General features: G+C 55.7%; 12 protein-coding genes. 9 read left to right on the forward strand and 3 right to left on the reverse strand.

All coding sequences use genetic code 11. The features are described from left to right. The first annotated feature begins 133 nt into the window (after window positions 1–133). The 6 genes from O2N63_RS11930 (at window position 134) to hflX (ending at window position 8,552) form a co-directional block, all read left to right on the forward strand. Window positions 134–2,359 (forward strand): sensor histidine kinase NtrY-like, encoded by a 2,226-nt coding sequence (locus tag O2N63_RS11930; RefSeq protein ID WP_271054503.1) that lies wholly within the window; start codon window positions 134–136, stop codon window positions 2,357–2,359. 17 nt (window positions 2,360–2,376) lie between these two features. After that, window positions 2,377–3,816 carry a nitrogen assimilation response regulator NtrX gene (gene ntrX / locus O2N63_RS11935; protein ID WP_271054504.1) on the forward strand — a complete coding sequence of 480 codons (1,440 nt, stop codon included), beginning with the start codon at window positions 2,377–2,379 and terminating at the stop codon, window positions 3,814–3,816. A 151-nt stretch (window positions 3,817–3,967) separates the two neighbouring features. Then, window positions 3,968–5,344, forward strand: coding sequence for a Trk system potassium transporter TrkA (trkA, locus tag O2N63_RS11940; RefSeq protein WP_271054505.1), 1,377 nt, complete (start codon window positions 3,968–3,970; stop codon window positions 5,342–5,344). Further along, entirely contained in the window at window positions 5,344–6,891 is a 1,548-nt protein-coding gene (locus O2N63_RS11945) for a TrkH family potassium uptake protein (RefSeq protein WP_271054506.1), read from the forward strand. The genes trkA and O2N63_RS11945 overlap by 1 nt, the downstream gene beginning before the upstream one ends. 141 nt (window positions 6,892–7,032) lie before the next feature. Continuing rightward, window positions 7,033–7,269: an RNA chaperone Hfq gene (gene hfq, locus O2N63_RS11950; RefSeq protein WP_055192264.1), complete on the forward strand. Its 237-nt coding sequence runs from the start codon at window positions 7,033–7,035 to the stop codon at window positions 7,267–7,269. Next, complete coding sequence (hflX, locus tag O2N63_RS11955) at window positions 7,266–8,552, forward strand: GTPase HflX (protein ID WP_271054693.1); 1,287 nt, start codon at window positions 7,266–7,268, stop codon at window positions 8,550–8,552. The genes hfq and hflX overlap by 4 nt, the downstream gene beginning before the upstream one ends. Before the next feature lie 98 nt (window positions 8,553–8,650). Here hflX and O2N63_RS11960 read toward each other — a convergent pair whose 3' ends face one another. Continuing rightward, window positions 8,651–11,122: a penicillin acylase family protein gene (locus O2N63_RS11960; RefSeq protein ID WP_271054507.1), complete on the reverse strand. Its 2,472-nt coding sequence runs from the start codon at window positions 11,120–11,122 to the stop codon at window positions 8,651–8,653. Window positions 11,123–11,200: 78 nt separating this feature from the next. On the opposite strand from O2N63_RS11960, the gene O2N63_RS11965 reads away from it, so the two are divergent. Further along, entirely contained in the window at window positions 11,201–12,073 is an 873-nt protein-coding gene (locus tag O2N63_RS11965; RefSeq protein ID WP_271054508.1) for an NAD(P)-dependent oxidoreductase, read from the forward strand. A gap of 69 nt (window positions 12,074–12,142) precedes the next feature. Here the strand turns inward: O2N63_RS11965 and O2N63_RS11970 are convergent, their stop codons facing one another. Both O2N63_RS11970 and hemB read right to left on the reverse strand, forming a co-directional pair. After that, complete coding sequence (locus O2N63_RS11970; protein WP_271054509.1) at window positions 12,143–12,721, reverse strand: lipid-binding SYLF domain-containing protein; 579 nt, start codon at window positions 12,719–12,721, stop codon at window positions 12,143–12,145. A gap of 216 nt (window positions 12,722–12,937) precedes the next feature. Further along, window positions 12,938–13,954, reverse strand: coding sequence for a porphobilinogen synthase (gene hemB / locus O2N63_RS11975; RefSeq protein ID WP_271054510.1), 1,017 nt, complete (start codon window positions 13,952–13,954; stop codon window positions 12,938–12,940). Between the two features lie 249 nt (window positions 13,955–14,203). Here hemB and O2N63_RS11980 point away from each other — a divergent pair, with 249 nt between their 5' ends. Both O2N63_RS11980 and mfd read left to right on the forward strand, forming a co-directional pair. Next, entirely contained in the window at window positions 14,204–14,728 is a 525-nt protein-coding gene (locus O2N63_RS11980; protein WP_271054511.1) for a component of SufBCD complex, read from the forward strand. A gap of 65 nt (window positions 14,729–14,793) precedes the next feature. Beyond that, the gene (gene mfd / locus O2N63_RS11985; RefSeq protein ID WP_271054512.1) at window positions 14,794–18,243 is read left to right on the forward strand and encodes a transcription-repair coupling factor; all 3,450 of its coding nucleotides are present in this window, start codon (window positions 14,794–14,796) and stop codon (window positions 18,241–18,243) included. Window positions 18,244–18,272 lie beyond the last annotated feature (29 nt).

The following is an 18,272-nucleotide window of genomic DNA, read 5'->3' on the forward strand; positions in this document are numbered from 1 at the left end:
AAACGGCAGTGAGGTAGGGCCTTCGGGTTGTTGGCGATTGATAGAGTCTGGTGGTTATCTGGACATGAGTTCAATACCCGATCTTTTGGGGGCCCAAACGTAATTGGGGGGCGAGACGTTGGCAGAGCGCAGGATGCGCAAAACCAGCCTGGAGCGGTACATCGCGCTAAGAAATTGGCGCCGGTTACGCACGGTGTCTGCACTGGGATTGATCCTGATGGGACCGGTTCTGGCCGTGGCCACATTCATGGTGCTTGGACCTTTTGCCCAGCGCGGAGACAGCTCGGCGCTTCGACTGATCCTTCTGGCTGATATTCTATATGTCATTGTGGTGGCTGGCATGGTTCTGGCGGGGATCATGAGGATGATCGCTGCCCGAAGGCTGGAAAGCGCAGGTTCCCGCCTGCACTTGCGCCTGACTGGGGTGTTTGCGTCTATCGCGCTTGGCCCGACGGTGCTGGTGGCCATATTTGCGATGCTGACGCTTAACCTTGGTCTTGAAGGCTGGTTTTCCGAGCGCGTGCGGCTTGTTGTAGGCAATTCCCGCGCCGCAGCCGAAGCCTATAAGGGAGAAAGCCGTGATGGCCTCGTGGAGGATGCACAGGCCATTTCCACACTGCTGACATTGGAACGCCAACGCCAGTTCCTAGTGACCGAGGGAGAGTTGCGGCAACTCCTGATCGAAACTCAAGGTCGGATCCAACGTGGGTTGAGCGAAGCGTTTATCCTGAATTCAGATGGCGACATTCGGGTGCGGGGTAATCGCTCTTATTTGTTCAACTATGATGCGCCGAACGTGGAAGAGATTGCTCAGGCTTTGGAAGGGGAACCTGTTGTCATCGAAGATTGGGCCCAGAACGAGTTTCGGGTTCTGCTACATCTTTCGGCCTTTTCCGATCATTTTCTCTATCTGACCCGTAAAGTGAACGGAGAAATTCTGGACCTCGCGGATGAAACCCAGGAGGCCGCTCTTCTTTACACGCAACTGGAAAGCCAGCGTGGTCAGCAACTGTTCCAGTTTGGCCTGATTTACCTTGGGTTTGCACTGATCCTGATCCTTGCAGCGGTCTGGATGGGGATGTGGTTTGCCGAACGCCTTGCCCGCCCGGTTGGGCGCCTTGCAGGGGCCGCACGTCGTGTCGGGGCGGGGGATCTGGATGTGCAGGTTCTGGAAGAGCGTGGCGATGACGAAATTGCCATGTTGGGACGCTATTTCAACCTGATGACCAAACAGTTGAAAGGACAGCGCGAACGTCTTCTCGACAACACCCGCCAAATTGACGCGCGTCGCCGATTGTTTGACAGCGTGCTCGGCTCCATTACCGGCGGTGTTATCGGTGTGAATGCAAGTGGGCGTGTCACCTTTTTGAACCGTGCCGCTGAACAATTGCTGGAGGTTAACGATCCGGCCGGGGAGGAACACGAATTGTCGTTGGTGGTTCCTGAATTCCAACCGATGCTGGATGAACTGAGATCGGGCAGCCGCGAAAGCGTACAACATGAGGTGCGACTGGCGCGGGGTGGCAAGCAGGAAAGCCTGCTTGTGCGTATGGCGCAGCGGCGCAATGAAGATGGGGATCTCGAGGGATATGTGATCGCCTTTGACGATGTCACCGACCTTGTTTCTGCTCAGAGGATGGCGGCGTGGGGGGATGTGGCCCGCCGCATTGCCCATGAAATCAAGAACCCGCTCACGCCAATTCAGCTGTCGGCAGAGCGGATCAAACGCAAATTCTCAAAGGTGGATGGCGTGGATGTTCCATCACTGGAACAATACACCGACGTCATTGTACGCCAGACCAATGATCTTCGCAGGATCGTGGACGAATTCTCAAAATTTGCTCGTATGCCGGAACCAGAGAGACGTCGTGTTGATCTGGTCGCCATCGCCCGAGACGCCGTTTTATTACAGCAAGCCGGGCAAGCTGGGGTATCAATCAAGGCGGCTTTGCCAGACGGTGAAATTGCAGCGGATATCGACGCCACAATGATCGGTCAGGCATTGACGAACCTAATCAAGAACGCTGGAGAAGCTATTGAAACTTTGCAGGAACGTGGCGCACCTGAGGGGCACACTCCGCAAATCAAGATCAATATGTACGAACAGGAAAACGGGGTGACAATCACCATTGCGGACAACGGTATTGGTCTGCCAGAAGATCGTTCACGCCTGTTTGAGCCCTATGTGACCACGCGTGACAAAGGCACGGGTCTTGGGTTGCCAATCGTTAAGAAGATCATCGAAGAGCATGGCGGGACACTGGTCCTTGAGGACGCTCCTTCATTTGATGAAGGAGAACATTTCGGAGCCATGGCAAATATCTGGTTGCCGACAGATCCGGACCCGGCGCCACAGTGAATAAGAAAGAGGGCATCATGAGTGATACGAAAGGCGATATTCTGATTGTTGACGACGAGCGTGACATTCGCGAGTTGATTTCTGACATTCTGGAAGATGAGGGTTTTACCACGAGGCTGGCGGGAACCTCTGACGAGGCCGTGGCTCAGGTCAAGGCTGAACAACCCGCCTTGATGATATTGGACATCTGGCTCAAAGACAGCGCGATGGACGGAATTGACATCCTGAAGATGGTCAAAAGTGAACATCCCGAGGTTCCGGTGGTCATTATTTCCGGCCACGGCAATATCGAGATCGCGGTCGCCGCGATCAAGCAGGGGGCTTATGATTTCATCGAGAAGCCGTTCAATATTGATCAGTTGATGGTGGTCATCACAAGGGCGATGGAAACCAGCCGCCTACGCCGTGAGAACACAGCTCTTAAGCGCCAGGATGGTGGTTCCCGAGAGATGATTGGATCAAGCTCCTCGTTCAAGACTTTGAAAAATAACTTGGAAAAAGTCACAAAGTCCAATGGCCGTGTGCTGCTGTCTGGGGCTGCTGGCAGTGGCAAGGAGTTGGCTGCCCGCTTTATCCACACGCATTCAGATCGTAGTCAGGCACCGTTTGTCGTGGTGAATTCAGCCTCGATTGAATCTGATCGTATGGAAGAGGTTCTGTTCGGACGCGAAAGTGCTGAGCGTGGCGTCGAGCCGGGTCTGCTTGATGAAGCAAATGGGGGTGTCATTTACTTTGACGAGGTTGCAGACATGCCTCTTGGCACCCAGTCCAAGATCCTGCGCGTGTTGGTCGATCAGCGGTTCCAGCGTGTTGGCGGAACCGAGAAGGTAAGTGTGGATATTCGTGTAATATCTAGCTCTAACAAGGATCTACAGGCCGAAATTGAAGCCGGTAATTTCCGTGAAGAGCTATATCATCGCCTCAATGTTGTTCCGGTCACGGTTCCCGCTCTGGCAGAGCGGCGGGAAGATATTCCTGAACTCGCAGCGCATTTCCTCGAGATGTTCAATCGAGAGCAGGGACTTTCTCTGAGAACCCTCAGCGAAGAAGCAGAGGCCGTTTTGCAGGCCATGGGTTGGCCTGGCAATGTGCGTCAGTTGAAGAATGTGATTGAAAGGGTGCTGATCCTCGGTGATGGCAGCGGTCCAATTCAGGCGGGTGAGCTTCCCGGCAGCGACATTTCCGGATCCGCAGAAGATTTAGGAGATCATTCTCTGGCGCTTCCTTCCGCTTTGGCCACTTTGCCCCTGAGAGAAGCTCGGGAAGCGTTTGAACGCGAATATCTGCTGACGCAGATTAATCGGTTTGGAGGAAATATTTCGCGGACTGCAAGTTTCGTGGGAATGGAGCGCAGCGCGCTTCATCGCAAACTGAAATCGCTTGGTGTTGTGACAGGAAACAAAGCCGGTGCTCGCGTGGCTTATGTGGCCAGTGAAGAAGAAGGGGCTGACGCCTGATCAGGGAACATACGGGTGCGCTTGACCTCAATGATCAGGAGTGGCAGGTATTTTACGTCTGAAGGTTGGTCCTTTGTGGCCAGTCTTCAGGCGATAGTGGTGCCTGAAACACGGACAACGTGACAGGAACGAGCAAAGGAACCGATCTGCCATGAAAGTGATCATTTGCGGCGCGGGTCAGGTAGGCTGGCAAATCGCTCGCCATCTTTCTTCCGAAAATAATGATGTGACCGTCGTGGATAACAATCCTGCTTTGGTCAATCGCGCAACGGAAACCCTTGATGTTCAGGGGATTTCCGGTTTTGCCTCCTACCCGGATGTGCTCGAGCGGGCAGGGGCAGAAGATGCCGATATGATCATTGCTGCGACCCATTCCGACGAGGTGAATATGGTCACCTGTCAGGTGGCGCATTCGGTCTTTGCGATCCCACGTAAAATTGCGCGGCTGAGGTCAAAGTCTTATCTGGATGCGATTTATGCCGACCTGTATCGGCGCGACCACCTGCCGATTGACGTTGTGATCAGCCCAGAACGCGAAGTGGCAGAGGCGGTGCTGAAGCGGCTGACGGCGCCATCCGCGTTTGACATCGAGAGTTTTCTGGATGGAAAGGTGCAGCTGTTGGGGATTCAGCTGGGCGAAGACTGCCCGGTCCTGAACACACCCTTGCGGCAGCTGACTGACCTATTTTCCACCTTATCGGTGATTGTGGTTGGGGTTCGGCGCGAGGGAACGCTTTTTGCCCCGGAACCCGGCGATCAGCTGTTTGGTGGGGATCAGGTGTATGTCTTCACCAAATCCGAAGATTTGGACCGCACGATGGAGGTCTTTGGAAAAACCTCGAAACGCCAGAACCGGGTTGTGATCCTGGGTGGTGGGAATGTTGGCCTTGCGGTTGCGCAAGCTCTTGAAGCGCGCACCGACCGGATCCGCGCAAAAGTGGTCGAGCTTAACCGATCTGTAGCCGAAAAGGCTGCCGACGCGCTGGAACGAACCATAGTGCTGAACGGGGACGGCATGAATATGGAGCTGATGAAAGAGGCAGGAGTTCCCAAGGCAGACGCAATTTTGGCAGTGACAGATGATGACAAGGTGAACCTGCTGACCTCTGTACGCGCCAAATCGGTTGGTTGTCAGATGTCCATCTGCCTGATCAACGATCCCTCACTGGCTGGGCTGATGGAACCTCTGGACATCGATGCCTACATCAACCCGCGCACGCAGACCGTAAGCTCGATCCTGCGGCATATCCGGCACGGGAAAGTACGCGAAGTCTATTCGCTCGGAGATGCAGAGGCAGAAGTGATCGAGGCACAGGTCCTGGCGACCTCTCCGGTGGCAGGCAAGCCGATCCGTGATGTGGATTTCCCCGAAGGCGTGTTGGTCGGGTCGGTCCTCAAGGGGGATGAGGTCCACAAACCCACGGGCAAGATGCGGCTTGACGAAGGTGATGTTGTCACAATCTTTGCCATGGCCGAAGACGTGCCTGAAGTTGAGCGTCTCTTGCAGGTTCAGATCGACTATTTCTGATGCCAAGCTCTGTCACCACACAGATCCTGAAACTGCCACTCCTCGTGATCTTGATGGGGATCGGGGTGGTCGCAATGTTTGCACCGGCGATCTATGGCTGGTTTGTTGGAGAATTCTTTGAGGCGCGGGTCTTCTTTTACGGTGCAATTCTTTTTGGGTTCCTGACGTTGTTTTTAGCTCTGGCAATGGGCGATAAACCACGATCAAGCCGTCCCCGTCGTCACTTGATGGCCTTGTTGGGGCTGTTTGTCTTGCTGCCGCTCATGTTGGCCATTCCATTTCATCAAGCGGTGCAAAATACCAGTTTCCTGAATGCCTATGTGGAAATGGTCTCGGCCCTGACCACAACCGGGGCGACCCTGTTTGAAGATCCGGGCCGGCTGGCGAGCACGCTGCATTTGTGGCGTGCGCTGGTCGGGTGGCTGGGGGGGCTGTTCATCTGGGTGAGTGCCATTGCAATCCTGGCGCCTATGGCGCTTGGTGGTTTCGAAGTAAGGTCACGGTTTGGAGCCCGCAAGGATGATGCCGGTCGGTTTGGCGCCGGTTTTAGCCAAATCAGCAAAGTTGCAGATCTCTCTGACCGCATTCGTGCCTACGGCGTAAAGCTTTTTCCGGTTTATTTCGGATTGACCGCCGCCATCTGGGTCGGCTTGGTTCTTTCCGGTGAAACGGCATTTGTGGCTTTGTGCCATGCGATGTCGACGCTGGCGACAAGTGGAATATCGCCTGTTGGGGGGCCTGCAGGCGGCGGTGCCGGTATGGCGGGAGAAGTTGTTGTTGCGGTGTTTTTGGTCTTTGCCATTTCCCGACTGACCTTTGCCACCGATATGCAGGCAGATGATTTGCGCGGTCTCGTAACGGATGCGGAAATGCGTATGGCCTTTGCAATTGTCATCCTGGTTCCCGGTTTCCTGTTTCTACGTCACTGGATCGGCGCATATGAGGTGGATGAAGAAGCCAACATGATTGCCGGGCTGGCGTCGCTTTGGGGCTCGGTATTTACGGTTTTATCGTTTTTGACGACCACTGGTTTTGAAAGCGCGTCCTGGGCTGCAAGCCAGGAATGGTCTGGTTTGCAAACGCCGGGCTTGATCCTGATGGGGCTTGCTCTTGTTGGCGGGGGCGTGGCGACCACGGCAGGTGGAGCCAAATTGATGCGGGTCTATGCGTTGTACCTGCATGGTCTGCGGGAATTGGAAAAGCTCGTACACCCATCCTCTGTTGGTGGAAGCGGTACCGATGCACGGCATATTCGTGGGCGCGGTGCCTATATGGCTTGGGTGTTTTTTATGCTTATGGCCATGTCGCTGGCGCTTGTTTCACTTGGGTTTTCGTTGACGGGTCTCAATTTTGAAACCTCTATGGTCCTGACAATTTCAGCGCTGACCACAACGGGGCCACTCGCGCAAATTGCAACGGCTGATCCGATCTCATTGGTTGATTTGCCTGAATCCGCAAAGCTGATCCTGACTGCAGCCATGGTTCTGGGGCGATTGGAAACACTCGCAATCATTGCGCTATTCAATCCGGAAAGCTGGCGCCGATAGCACCTGATTTGTGTTTTTGTCGCAATAGGCGCATTTTGCAACATGTTTGGGGCTGGAATCATTCAAATACACAGGTCATATTGGTGCAATAGGACCTTCCTGCCGGATTTCGGCAGCTCGAGATAAAAAGGACAAAAAACGATGGCTGCGGATAAGCAAAACTTGCAAGATGCCTTTCTGAACCATGTGCGCAAATCGAAAGTGCCCGTGACGATCTTTCTGATCAACGGGGTAAAGCTTCAGGGCGTGATTTCCTGGTTCGACAATTTCTGTGTGCTTCTGCGTCGTGATGGTCAATCGCAACTTGTTTACAAACATGCGATTTCGACCATTATGCCGGGCGCACCGATCAACCTGTATGATGGCGAAGACAGCTGACTGACCTTGTTGAACAGGAGGAACGCCCAACACGGGCCTGGGTCCTCCATCCCGAACTGACTTCCAATCGTGAGCGTCGTGCCTCCGGGCCTGCGCTTGAAGAGGCTGTGTCGCTTGCTGCAGCGCTTCCTCACCTTGTGGTGGAGGGCGCTGAAGTGGTGCGGGTATCCAAACCCCATCCCGGCCAACTCTTTGGCTCTGGAAAAATTGAAGAGCTGAAAGCGCGTATGCACGCCGCTGAGGTGGAACTGGTACTGATTGATGGTCCGGTCAGCCCGGTGCAACAACGCAATCTGGAAAAACTCTGGAAGGTGAAAATCCTCGACCGGACTGGGCTGATCTTAGAGATCTTCTCGGATCGGGCGCGCACCCGAGAAGGGGTGCTTCAAGTTGAGATGGCGGCACTGTCCTATCAGCGAACGCGTCTGGTGCGGGCCTGGACCCACCTTGAACGGCAACGTGGTGGGCTTGGCTTTGTCGGCGGACCCGGTGAGACACAGATCGAGGCCGACCGTCGGGCGATTGACGATCAATTGAACCGACTGCGCCGCCAACTTGAGAAAGTGGTGAAAACGCGCGAGTTGCACCGTGCTGCGCGCGCTAAGGTGCCGTTTCCAATTGTTGCCCTCGTTGGCTATACCAACGCAGGCAAGTCGACCTTGTTCAACCGGTTGACCGGTGCCGATGTGCTGGCCAAGGACATGCTTTTTGCGACTCTGGATCCAACCATGCGCAACATCGAGTTGCCAGGATCAGGCCGCAAAATCATCCTCTCGGACACGGTGGGGTTCATTTCGGACCTGCCGACACAGTTGGTCGCCGCTTTCCGGGCAACCCTCGAAGAAGTGCTCGCGGCGGACCTGATCTTGCATGTGCGCGACATTTCATCGGAAAACACCGATGAGCAGGCCTCGGATGTCGAGAAGATCATGGAAGAGTTGGGTGTGGATGAAAACACGCCTCAGCTTGAAGTCTGGAACAAAACCGATCTTCTAAGCGACGATGACGCGGATGCGCGTCGTCGGGAGGCGGCGCGCAACGATCACGTCTTTACGCTTTCCGCAATCACGGGCGAAGGGTTTGACGATCTACTTGAAGCGGTCGAGGCCGCTTTGGATACGCCCCGCGAAACCATCGAAATCAAACTTGGCTTTGCACAGGGAAAACAGCGCGCCTGGCTGTTTGCGCAAGGCGTGGTAGATCACGAAGAGCAGGGCGACGAGGGCTGGAACCTGACCGTGACCTGGACGGAGCGGCAGAAAGCGGAATACGCCGCGATTTGAATAGGCGTGCAGGGGCTCTGCCCCTCGCGCTGCGCGCTCACCCCGAGGTATTTTCGGCAAGAAAAATGAGCAGGTTGGCCCACGTCAGATTGAATTGATCAGTTTGGTTTCGGGGTCAGTCTCGTAATCCCGACGGCGGCGGCGCGGGCCAGTTCGGGGTCAAGTGACATGGGCGTGTATTCCCCCCGGCGCCACAGTTCTCCAAGATCATCATAGTGGCGCGAAAGTGGATGGCCGGATTGCCCGGTCGAGATCACGAAAAGAGAGCTGTCGGGATCTGAAAGATCATAGACGCCGCGATAACCTGCGCCATGAACATTCAGGAAGGGGTTTTGACCCGTACCGGATGTGCGCCCACGCAAGAGCGTGTTATCCCCTCCCGAGGTGGATTGTCGGATATTCACGAAGTATTTGAGAAACGGGATCTTCCCGAGCACCGGATGATCCTGTGTTGCGATATGGTAATCGCCCCAACGCAGGCTTTCCTGTTCTCCGCGGGCATTTTCATTGAGCCATAAGAGAGCATCGTCAAGGGCTGCGCGCGCGACGTCGGTACAGGTTTCCTTGGGCGCAGATTGGATGACGTCACACCAGATACCGGCCCCTTTGATGTCGCGGAATACCCGTTCAATGAACAGCGGTTCCACATGGGGGAACTCCTGTGCCAGCGGGCCGAGCTCGTCCCGAATCAGGCGATTTTGCAAAGCACGCATCCAGGCTGAATAGATCAGCGGTTCAGGCATATGTTCGTTCATTTCGCCATTCCAGTTGGCGAGCAGGGTTAGCGCGCGCTGGCGCGCGCGTTCCTGTGTGCCCTCCATGGCGGCTTCTCCGGTGAACCAGAGATCTGCGCCCACAAGCGGCAACAGGGTGCGGGCGGTCACTGATACGGTGTCGAGCTGGGCCTCGATGAAACTGTCACGGGTGTGCACGGCGCGGGCCTGCATCAGGCGGGTCCAGCGCTGCACGCGCTGGCTGTCACCCCAATCGTAGCTCATGTGACGGGGGAAGGCGCGTTCAATCACCTTGTTGTTGGTGTTTCCGACGATACCGCCCTTTGGCTGCAGGAACTCTGGATTGGTGCTGTATGGCACAAGCCCGTCCCACCGGTTTTCAGCCACCCAGCCAAGACTGGGCATCCGCCCTTTGGTCTGGTTGAGACGGTGGCGCTTGGGCATGGCCCCAACCACTTTCATCGCAATCTGATTGCGGTCAACCATGATCAGGTTCAGGCTTGGCGCGGTGAAGTCCACCCCGGCAGCAAGTCCTTCGGTGATAGCGGTTGCGCGCATGATCCGAATGCCTGCACTCATGGACCGATCCCGATCGGTGAGTAATGTCCAAGAGAGCGCTGCGACGTGCCCAGGTGGGGTCACCGTGGCAAGATCATACATGTCTCCGGGCAGGATCGGGCCATTTTCGGACCATTGCAAACCAATGGTTACCGGAGCCTGATCTTTCACATTGATGATGGTGGACCGGCTTTTTAGCGGCGCAAACCCATCAGCCGTGCGCACTTCTCCGGGTGCGTCTGGATTCAGCTCTTCGATAAAGAGATCCTGATCGTCCAGATAGGATGACGTGACCCCCCAGGCAAATTCATCCGAACGGCCAACCATCATGATGGGCATGCCCGGAATTGTGCCGCCAATGACACCGCCAGTCGAAAGCTCAAGCCGGGCAAGATACCAGAGCGTCGGGGCCGTCAGCCCAAGATGCGGGTCATTTGCTAGCAAGGATGCTCCCGCTGCCGAGCGGTCTGGCGCGGCGGCCCAGGCGTTGGATGCTCCGGATAACCCACGGCGTGGGCTGGGCCAGAAATCCGGGCGGATCGATCGGTTGCGCAAGGAGGCAAACCGAGAGGGCGTGTTTTGCATGAGGGCCGCGTAATCGGGTAGGGCAGCCACTCCGGAACCCGGCATGTTGGGCAACAGATCCTCGACACGCCCTTCCGGGAGCGAAAGTGAAACGCGCGCCCGTAAAACCTCATCTTCGATCTGTCCCGAGAGTTGTACACCCATCAGCTTCAGAACCGCGATGCTGTCAGCCGGTCGCCAAGGAGAGATTTCGTTCGAAAATACAAAGAACTCAGGTGCTCCACGTCCAAGAGCGTCGGCATTTATGCGTGAAAGATAGGCGTTTACACCGGAGGCATAGGCTTCCAGAGCGGCCAACGTATCCTTGTCCTGCTCGGGCACCGCTTTTTGAGCAAGTCGATACAGATCCAACCGACGCATCAGCTCATCCACTTTCAGGGTGCGCGACCCAAAGACTTCGGACAGCCGCCCCTGAACGGTGCGTCGCATCATGATCATCTGCCAAAGACGATCCTGTGCGTGTGCATAACCCAGTCCAAAAAACACGTCGCTGTCATTTCGGCCAAAAATATGGGGTATGTTGGCGTTATTGCGAACGATCTCGACGGGTTCTGTGATGCCCCGTGTTTCATGGGTTGCATCATAGTCGGGCAGGGATTGCGATGCGAGATAGTAGACCATCGCAACGCCGATCACCCCCAGAACCAGAAGTCCCGAGACAATGCGAATCAACCACCGAAACACAAGCGCCATGACTACCTCTTATTGACCTGACCGGCATGAGCGGTAACTACTGTGCCTGACAAAGGAATACAACGAAAGGGAACGTTCATGGCAAAATGCGCATTTTTGGGCTTGGGAGTCATGGGATATCCGATGGCTGGCCATTTGGTGGCGGCTGGTCATGAAGTTACCGTGTTTAACCGCACCACTGCAAAGGCAGAAGCCTGGGCGAAAGAACATGATGGCAAATGGGCGTCGACACCGCGTGAAGCGGCGCTGGGGGCTGAGTTCGTCATGGCCTGTGTCGGAAATGATGATGATCTGCGGGCAGTTGTGACAGGAGCAAACGGCGCTTTGGCAGGCATGTCGGATGGGGCGATTTTCGTCGATCACACCACAGTTTCTGCCAAGGTGACGCGTGAACTTTACGCTGAAGCCAAAAACGCCGGCGTGTCCTTTGTGGATGCCCCGGTGTCCGGCGGGCAGGCCGGTGCAGAAAACGGGATCCTTTCGATCATGTGTGGTGGGGATGAGGTGGCTTATGACGCGGCTGAACCGATTATGCAGGCCTATGGTCGCACGGTGAAACGCCTTGGAGAAACAGGGGCGGGACAGTTGACCAAGATGGTCAATCAGATCTGTATTGCGGGTCTTGTTCAGGGCCTGTCCGAGGGGCTTCATTTTGCTGAAAAAGCCGGGCTGGATATTCGTGAAGTGATTGACGTCATTCAAGGTGGCGCGGCTGGAAGCTGGCAGATGGTCAATCGGCATGAAACCATGGCGGATGATCACTTTGAACATGGTTTTGCGGTAGATTGGATGCGCAAGGATCTTGGAATATGCTTGTCCACAGCGGATGAAAATGGGGCCAGCCTTCCGGTAACTGCGCTGGTGGATCAGTTTTACAAAGATGTTCAGAAAATGGGCGGTGGACGTTGGGATACGTCCAGCTTGTTCAAAAGGTTGCGAAACCTCGACTAACTCCACGGCTGAAACGAGAAAAGGGAGGCCATGTGCCTCCCTCTGATTTGTCTTATCGGCAGTGTGGGATCAGGGAATGATCCGCGTGTATTTTGCACCTTCAAGTGCAGCGCCGGCAATCAGACCCGCCTGTCCAAAGACCACGGCCACCACTGGATCAGAGGATGTAATGGTATCGGCTGACAGACGGTCGCCATCGGTCTGGAACGCGTATTTGATGTCAGCGGACGCCACCCAACCCGATGCGGCGCGGAAATCCTGCAACGCCTGATCAGACATGAAAAACAGAACATGGGCATATTGCTGCGCGCCGATTTGCAGCCCGAAACTGGCTTGTGCCTGCGAATAATAGTCGACCGTGACGTCATTGATGCGCAAAGCGCCACGTCCATAGGCGCCCCCCACCACAAACCCGGCTTCGGTCACCAGCGGCATCACCAGCATGCCGGTTGACTTGTCAGCCACCTGTCGAATGTCGGGGTAGCGGTTGTAAAGATAGCGAAGGGTCTGATCGGCGCGGGCGTCGATCTGGGTGCCTCCACTCGATCCAACCCCGTTTGCACAGCCCGCCGCAGTAAGGCCTGCGCCACCAAGGGCCACCATGAAACCTCGACGGGAGAATTTGGAAGAGAAATCTGAGTTGCTCATTATTAGCCTCGTATCGCCATACCAGCCCCGGTCTTGTTATTGATCGGTGAACTGGTGCCTGTTTGCTCATATCGGCGGGTCTTTGTCCGGTCTGTTATCGCCCGGAGCCCACCGCTGAACGCATCATAGCGCGAATGAAGATTGCTGTCACGCAAAGAGCGCCCCAATGGCGGGCACGCGGCAGTTTTTTGCCTTGTTTGCAAAGGGTATGGAGGGTCATTTGCCCTCAAGCATATGCGCCATGCGCGGGGCGTAGTAAGTCAGGATGCCATCACATCCAGCGCGTTTGAACGCCATCAGGCTTTCCGCCATGACCTTGTCGCCATCAAGCCAACCCTGTGCGGCGGCTGCCTCTTGCATCGCGTATTCTCCAGACACCTGATAAGCAAAAGTGGGCACGCCAAATTCGGTTTTCACGCGGCGGCAGATGTCCAGATAAGGCATGCCGGGTTTGACCATGATCATGTCTGCCCCTTCCATCAGATCACGCTCGACAAGCCGCATGGCTTCATCCGAGTTGGCCGGATCCATCTGATAGGTTTTCTTGTCACCTTTAAGTGCCCCAGACGCACCTACCGCATCGCGGAACGGACCATAATAGGCAGAGGCATATTTGGCGGTGTAGCTCATGATCGTGAGGTTGCGATGGCCGTCGGCCTCGATCGCTGCACGAATGGCACCAATTCGACCATCCATCATGTCGGACGGCCCAAGGATATCTGCCCCTGCGTCGGCCTGGGCCAGCGCCATCTTAACCAGAGCTTCAACTGTTTCGTCATTCAGGATCTCACCCCCTTTGACGATCCCGTCATGACCATTGGCATTATATGGGTCCAGTGCGATATCGGTCATGACGGCGATGTCGGGCACCGCTTCCTTAATCGCACGAATGGCCCGATTTGACAGGTTGTCCGGGTTCCAGGCCTCTTCACATTCTTCAGTTTTGAGTGCGGGATCCGTGTATGGGAAAAGGCACATGGCCGGGATCCCAAGATCTGCGGCCTGGTGTGCGGCCTCAACCAGGGCGTCTATGGATTTTCGGGTTACGCCGGGCATTGATGGGATATCTTGTTCAACACCTTCACCATCCACCACAAATACCGGCCAGATCAGATCGCCAACAGACAGGCTGTTTTCCCGCACCAGATCACGTAACGCCTCGGAAGAGCGAGTACGTCTCAGCCGCGTGATTGGAAATGGCGACACCGTGCGCGAAGGAATGGGGTGGCTCATCTTGCTCTCCTGGCTTTCCACTGGGTCTTAAATGGGACTTTAACCTATCTGCTCCAAATGCGTCGATGTGCTTATGTGTTACGAGCAATCCACGGCATAGGGGAAACCGATAGGAGTTCCACACTATAGCTCCTATGACACAATCAAGTCCCTGTGAAAACCACTCTGGTCAAGTCAATGCGTCGCGCGTATTGTCAGCTAAATACAGGACGTTCGTTCAGATATTCCCAATGAGGCAAGGCAGAAATCGTGGATTGGTTTTCGACACTCCTAGAAGTCATTGATCTGCGCTCTTTTTCCAACCTTTGGTTCTGGATTGCCCTTGCTGTGTTGTGGTCCACGGCAAGCCACTGGGTGATCGGGGTGCCTTATGACATGGTGCACCGCGCCGCGCGCAATGGTGGGCAGACCCAGCAGGATCTTGAGGATCTGGTGCGTATTTATTGCAATCGCATTTTGTACATTGCGGGCGTTTCCGGTCTTTGGATTTTGGGGTTCGGCTGCGCCGTGATGACGTCACTTCTGCTTCTCGGGTTTGTCTATGGTGTCGAGTTTGCTCAGGCCGTATTCCTGATGGGCTTTCCAATGTGCATTGTGGGGTTGATGTCGCTGAATACCGCCCGGATTATTCAGGATCGAGATCTGGAAGGCGCCGACCTCAGGTCGCGCCTATTCCGGCATCGATTTCAGGTCCAGATTCTGGGTATGATTTCGATCTTTGTAACGTCCCTCTGGGGCATGTATCAAAACCTTAACCTCAGCGCCTGGGGTTGACGCGGATCTTTGGTTAAGCGACACCAGATCCGCCCTTCTGTCCACCAACTCACGAGCGATTTTCCATGACCCATGTGCTGCTTTCCGGTGCCCCCGAGGGCTTTGACGCACAGCTGCTCTTGAAAGAGCTGGAGCGCGCAGGTGGTCCGGTTGTGCATGTGGCGCGAGACGACAAGCGTATGGCGGCAATGAAAGCTGCGCTTGCGTTTTTTGATCCCGGTCTGACGGTTGTCAGCTTTCCGGGTTGGGATTGCCTGCCATTTGATCGGGTATCTCCTAACGCAGATGTTTCGGCTGCACGGATGTCCGCTTTGGCGGGGTTGGCAACCGGCGCGCTTTCCGGGCGTTTTGTTCTCCTCACCACACTCAACGCAGCCATGCAGCGCGTACCGGCGCGCGACACTCTGGCCGGCGCCAGTTTTACGGCGCGTGTGGACTACCAGCTTGATGTGGAAAAGCTGCGCGGCTTTTTGGTGCGCATGGGCTTTTCGCAAAGCCCGACGGTGATGGAGCCGGGGGATTTTGCCGTGCGTGGCGGAATTATCGACATCTTTCCGCCGGGGGAAAGCGGCCCCGTGCGACTTGATCTGTTTGGTGATGTACTGGACGGGGTAAGGCGTTTCGATCCAGCCAGCCAAAGGACCACCGAAAAGCTAACGGGTATTGATCTGGCGCCTGTTTCCGAGGTTTTGATGGACGAGGCCTCGATCACCCGGTTCCGCCAGAACTACCGGATCGAGTTTGGTGCCGCAGGGTCAGATGATCCCCTATACGAGGCCGTCAGCGCCGGGCGGAAGCATCAAGGGGTCGAGCATTGGCTTCCGTTTTTTCATGAAAAGCTGGAAACCCTGTTTGACTACCTCCCGGAGGCTTCAATTCTGTTGGACGATCAACTGACGCCGACACGTTTGTCGCGTTGGGAAGGCATCGCTGATCAATATGAAACCCGTAAGATCGCCATGTCCGCCAAGAACCGGATGGACACGGTGTACAAACCTTGCCCACCTGAGCTGCTTTATCTCGATGACGCGAGCTGGTCCAACACCATCATGGACCGTCGCGTGGTACAGTTTTCGGCCCTCCCACAAGCTATCGGAGCGGGTGTGGTCGACGGCGGAGGTCGGATCGGACGCAATTTCTCACCAGAGCGGCAACAAGAAAACGTCAATCTTTTTGAGGCTTTGGCGTCACATATTCGCGCAATTACTGCGGTTCCAACCGTTGTGGCCAGCTATTCCGAAGGCGCGCGGGAACGTCTACAAGGGCTCTTGGCTGATGAGGGGCTCGCAGGGACCCAACTGATCGATACGTTCCGCGATGTGCCGGATGGAGGGCATGGCACCTATCTGGTGGTCTGGCCTCTGGAACATGGGTTTGAAACCCCGGATCTGCGCGTTGTTTCAGAACAGGATGTTCTGGGGGATCGGCTGATCCGCGCGCCCAAGCGAAAGCGCCGTGCAGAGAACTTCCTGACCGAAGCCAATGCGCTGTCATCGGGCGACATGGTGGTGCATGTGGACCACGGGGTTGGCCTTTACAAAGGGCTTGAGACCGTCACCGCGATGGGGGCACCGCATGAATGCCTCTTGCTGGAATATGCGGGTGGTGATCGGCTGTTCCTTCCTGTCGAAAACATCGAACTCCTGTCGAAATTTGGTCATGATACCGGGCTTCTCGACAAGCTGGGCGGTGGGGCATGGCAAGCGAAAAAGGCCAAGCTCAAGGAACGCATTCGCGAGATTGCCGATAAGCTCATTCGCCTTGCAGCCGAACGTGAGCTGCGCAAAGCCCCGGTTTTGGAAGCGCCGCATCACGCATGGGAGGAGTTCTCGGCGCGCTTCCCATATCAGGAAACCGATGATCAGCTTTCTGCCATCGAAGACGTGATTGAAGACATGGGGCGGGGCCGCCCGATGGATCGGCTGGTCTGTGGGGATGTTGGTTTTGGTAAAACCGAAGTGGCGATGCGGGCAGCTTTTGTGGCCGCGATGTCCGGCCAACAGGTTGCGGTGATTGCCCCGACCACTCTTTTGGCCCGCCAGCACTACAAGAGCTTTGCCGAACGGTTCCGTGGTTTTCCAATCAATGTGGGGCAGCTCAGCCGTTTTGTTGGTCAGGCTGAGACCAAACGTACCCGCGAAGGTATGACACGCGGCACGATGGATATCGTCGTCGGTACGCACGCGCTGTTGGCAAAAGACGTCCGGTTTGAAAATCTTGGTTTGCTAATCGTCGATGAAGAACAACGGTTTGGGGTCAGTCACAAAGAGCGCCTGAAAGAGATGCGCTCGGATGTTCACGTCCTGACTCTTTCTGCCACGCCGATTCCACGCACGCTGCAAATGTCGCTTTCAGGTGTGCGAGATCTGTCGATCATCGGAACGCCGCCTGTGGACCGTCTGTCAATTCGTACCTATGTTTCGGAGTTCGACAGCGTGACCCTGCGCGAAGCGCTGTTGCGCGAGCATTATCGCGGCGGGCAAAGCTTCTTTGTCGTGCCGCGCATCAAGGATTTGCCGGATATCGAAGCTTTCCTGCAAGATCACGTGCCTGAGGTCAGTTATGTGGTTGCGCATGGTCAAATGGCGGCGGGTGAACTCGATAATCGGATGAACGCCTTTTACGATGGCAAGTTTGACGTGCTACTGGCGACGACCATTGTTGAAAGCGGGATCGATATTCCGACCGCGAATACGATGGTTATTCACCGGGCCGACATGTTCGGTCTTGCGCAGCTTTACCAGATCCGGGGACGAGTAGGGCGGTCAAAAACCCGCGCTTATGCCTATCTCACCACCAAACCGCGCGCGCCGCTCACACCCAATGCGGAAAAGCGTCTCAGGGTTCTTGGGTCTCTCGACACGCTTGGGGCTGGTTTCACGCTTGCCTCTCAGGATCTGGACATTCGCGGCGCAGGTAATCTGGTGGGTGAAGAACAATCCGGCCAGATGCGTGAAGTGGGCTATGAGCTTTATCAGCAGATGCTGGAAGAGGCGATTGCCAAGATCAAATCAGGCGAGATGGAGGGGCTGGCAGAGAGCGACGGCACCTGGGCGCCGCAGATCAACCTGGGTGTTCCAGTTCTGATCCCTGACAGCTATGTGCCCGATCTTGATGTGCGCCTCGGGCTTTATCGCCGTCTGTCTTCGCTTTCAACGAAGGTGGAGCTTGAGGGCTTTGCTGCCGAGCTTATCGACCGGTTCGGAAAGCTGCCGAAAGAAGTCAACACGCTGTTGCTGGTGGTGCGTATCAAAGCCATGTGCAAACGCGCTGGTATCGCTAAGCTTGATGGCGGTCCCAAAGGGGCGACGATCCAGTTCCACAATGACAAATTTGCCAACCCGAAAGGGCTGGTCGAGTTCATTCAGGCACAGAATGGGCTGGCCAAGGTTCGTGACAATAAGATTGTCGTGCGGCGCGACTGGCGCAAAACTTCTGACAAGATCAAAGGGGCTTTTGCCATTGCGCAGGATCTGGCCATCAAGGTGAAGGAAGCGCAGAAAGCGAAAGAGTAGGGATTGCCAATTGAAGGGGTGATCCCTGC

This window comes from Aliiroseovarius salicola, assembly GCF_027891095.1.
Taxonomy (GTDB): Bacteria; Pseudomonadota; Alphaproteobacteria; order Rhodobacterales; family Rhodobacteraceae; genus Aliiroseovarius; species Aliiroseovarius salicola.

Coding starts and splice junctions, on each gene's coding strand:
- O2N63_RS11970 (WP_271054509.1), bottom strand. CDS start 12,721: ATGAGCAACTCAGATTTCTCTTCCAAATTCTCCCGTCGAGGTTTCATG.
- O2N63_RS11930 (WP_271054503.1), top strand. CDS start 134: ATGCGCAAAACCAGCCTGGAGCGGTACATCGCGCTAAGAAATTGGCGC.
- ntrX (WP_271054504.1), top strand. CDS start 2,377: ATGAGTGATACGAAAGGCGATATTCTGATTGTTGACGACGAGCGTGAC.
- trkA (WP_271054505.1), top strand. CDS start 3,968: ATGAAAGTGATCATTTGCGGCGCGGGTCAGGTAGGCTGGCAAATCGCT.
- hfq (WP_055192264.1), top strand. CDS start 7,033: ATGGCTGCGGATAAGCAAAACTTGCAAGATGCCTTTCTGAACCATGTG.
- O2N63_RS11965 (WP_271054508.1), top strand. CDS start 11,201: ATGGCAAAATGCGCATTTTTGGGCTTGGGAGTCATGGGATATCCGATG.
- hemB (WP_271054510.1), bottom strand. CDS start 13,954: ATGAGCCACCCCATTCCTTCGCGCACGGTGTCGCCATTTCCAATCACG.
- mfd (WP_271054512.1), top strand. CDS start 14,794: ATGACCCATGTGCTGCTTTCCGGTGCCCCCGAGGGCTTTGACGCACAG.
- O2N63_RS11960 (WP_271054507.1), bottom strand. CDS start 11,122: ATGGCGCTTGTGTTTCGGTGGTTGATTCGCATTGTCTCGGGACTTCTG.
- O2N63_RS11945 (WP_271054506.1), top strand. CDS start 5,344: ATGCCAAGCTCTGTCACCACACAGATCCTGAAACTGCCACTCCTCGTG.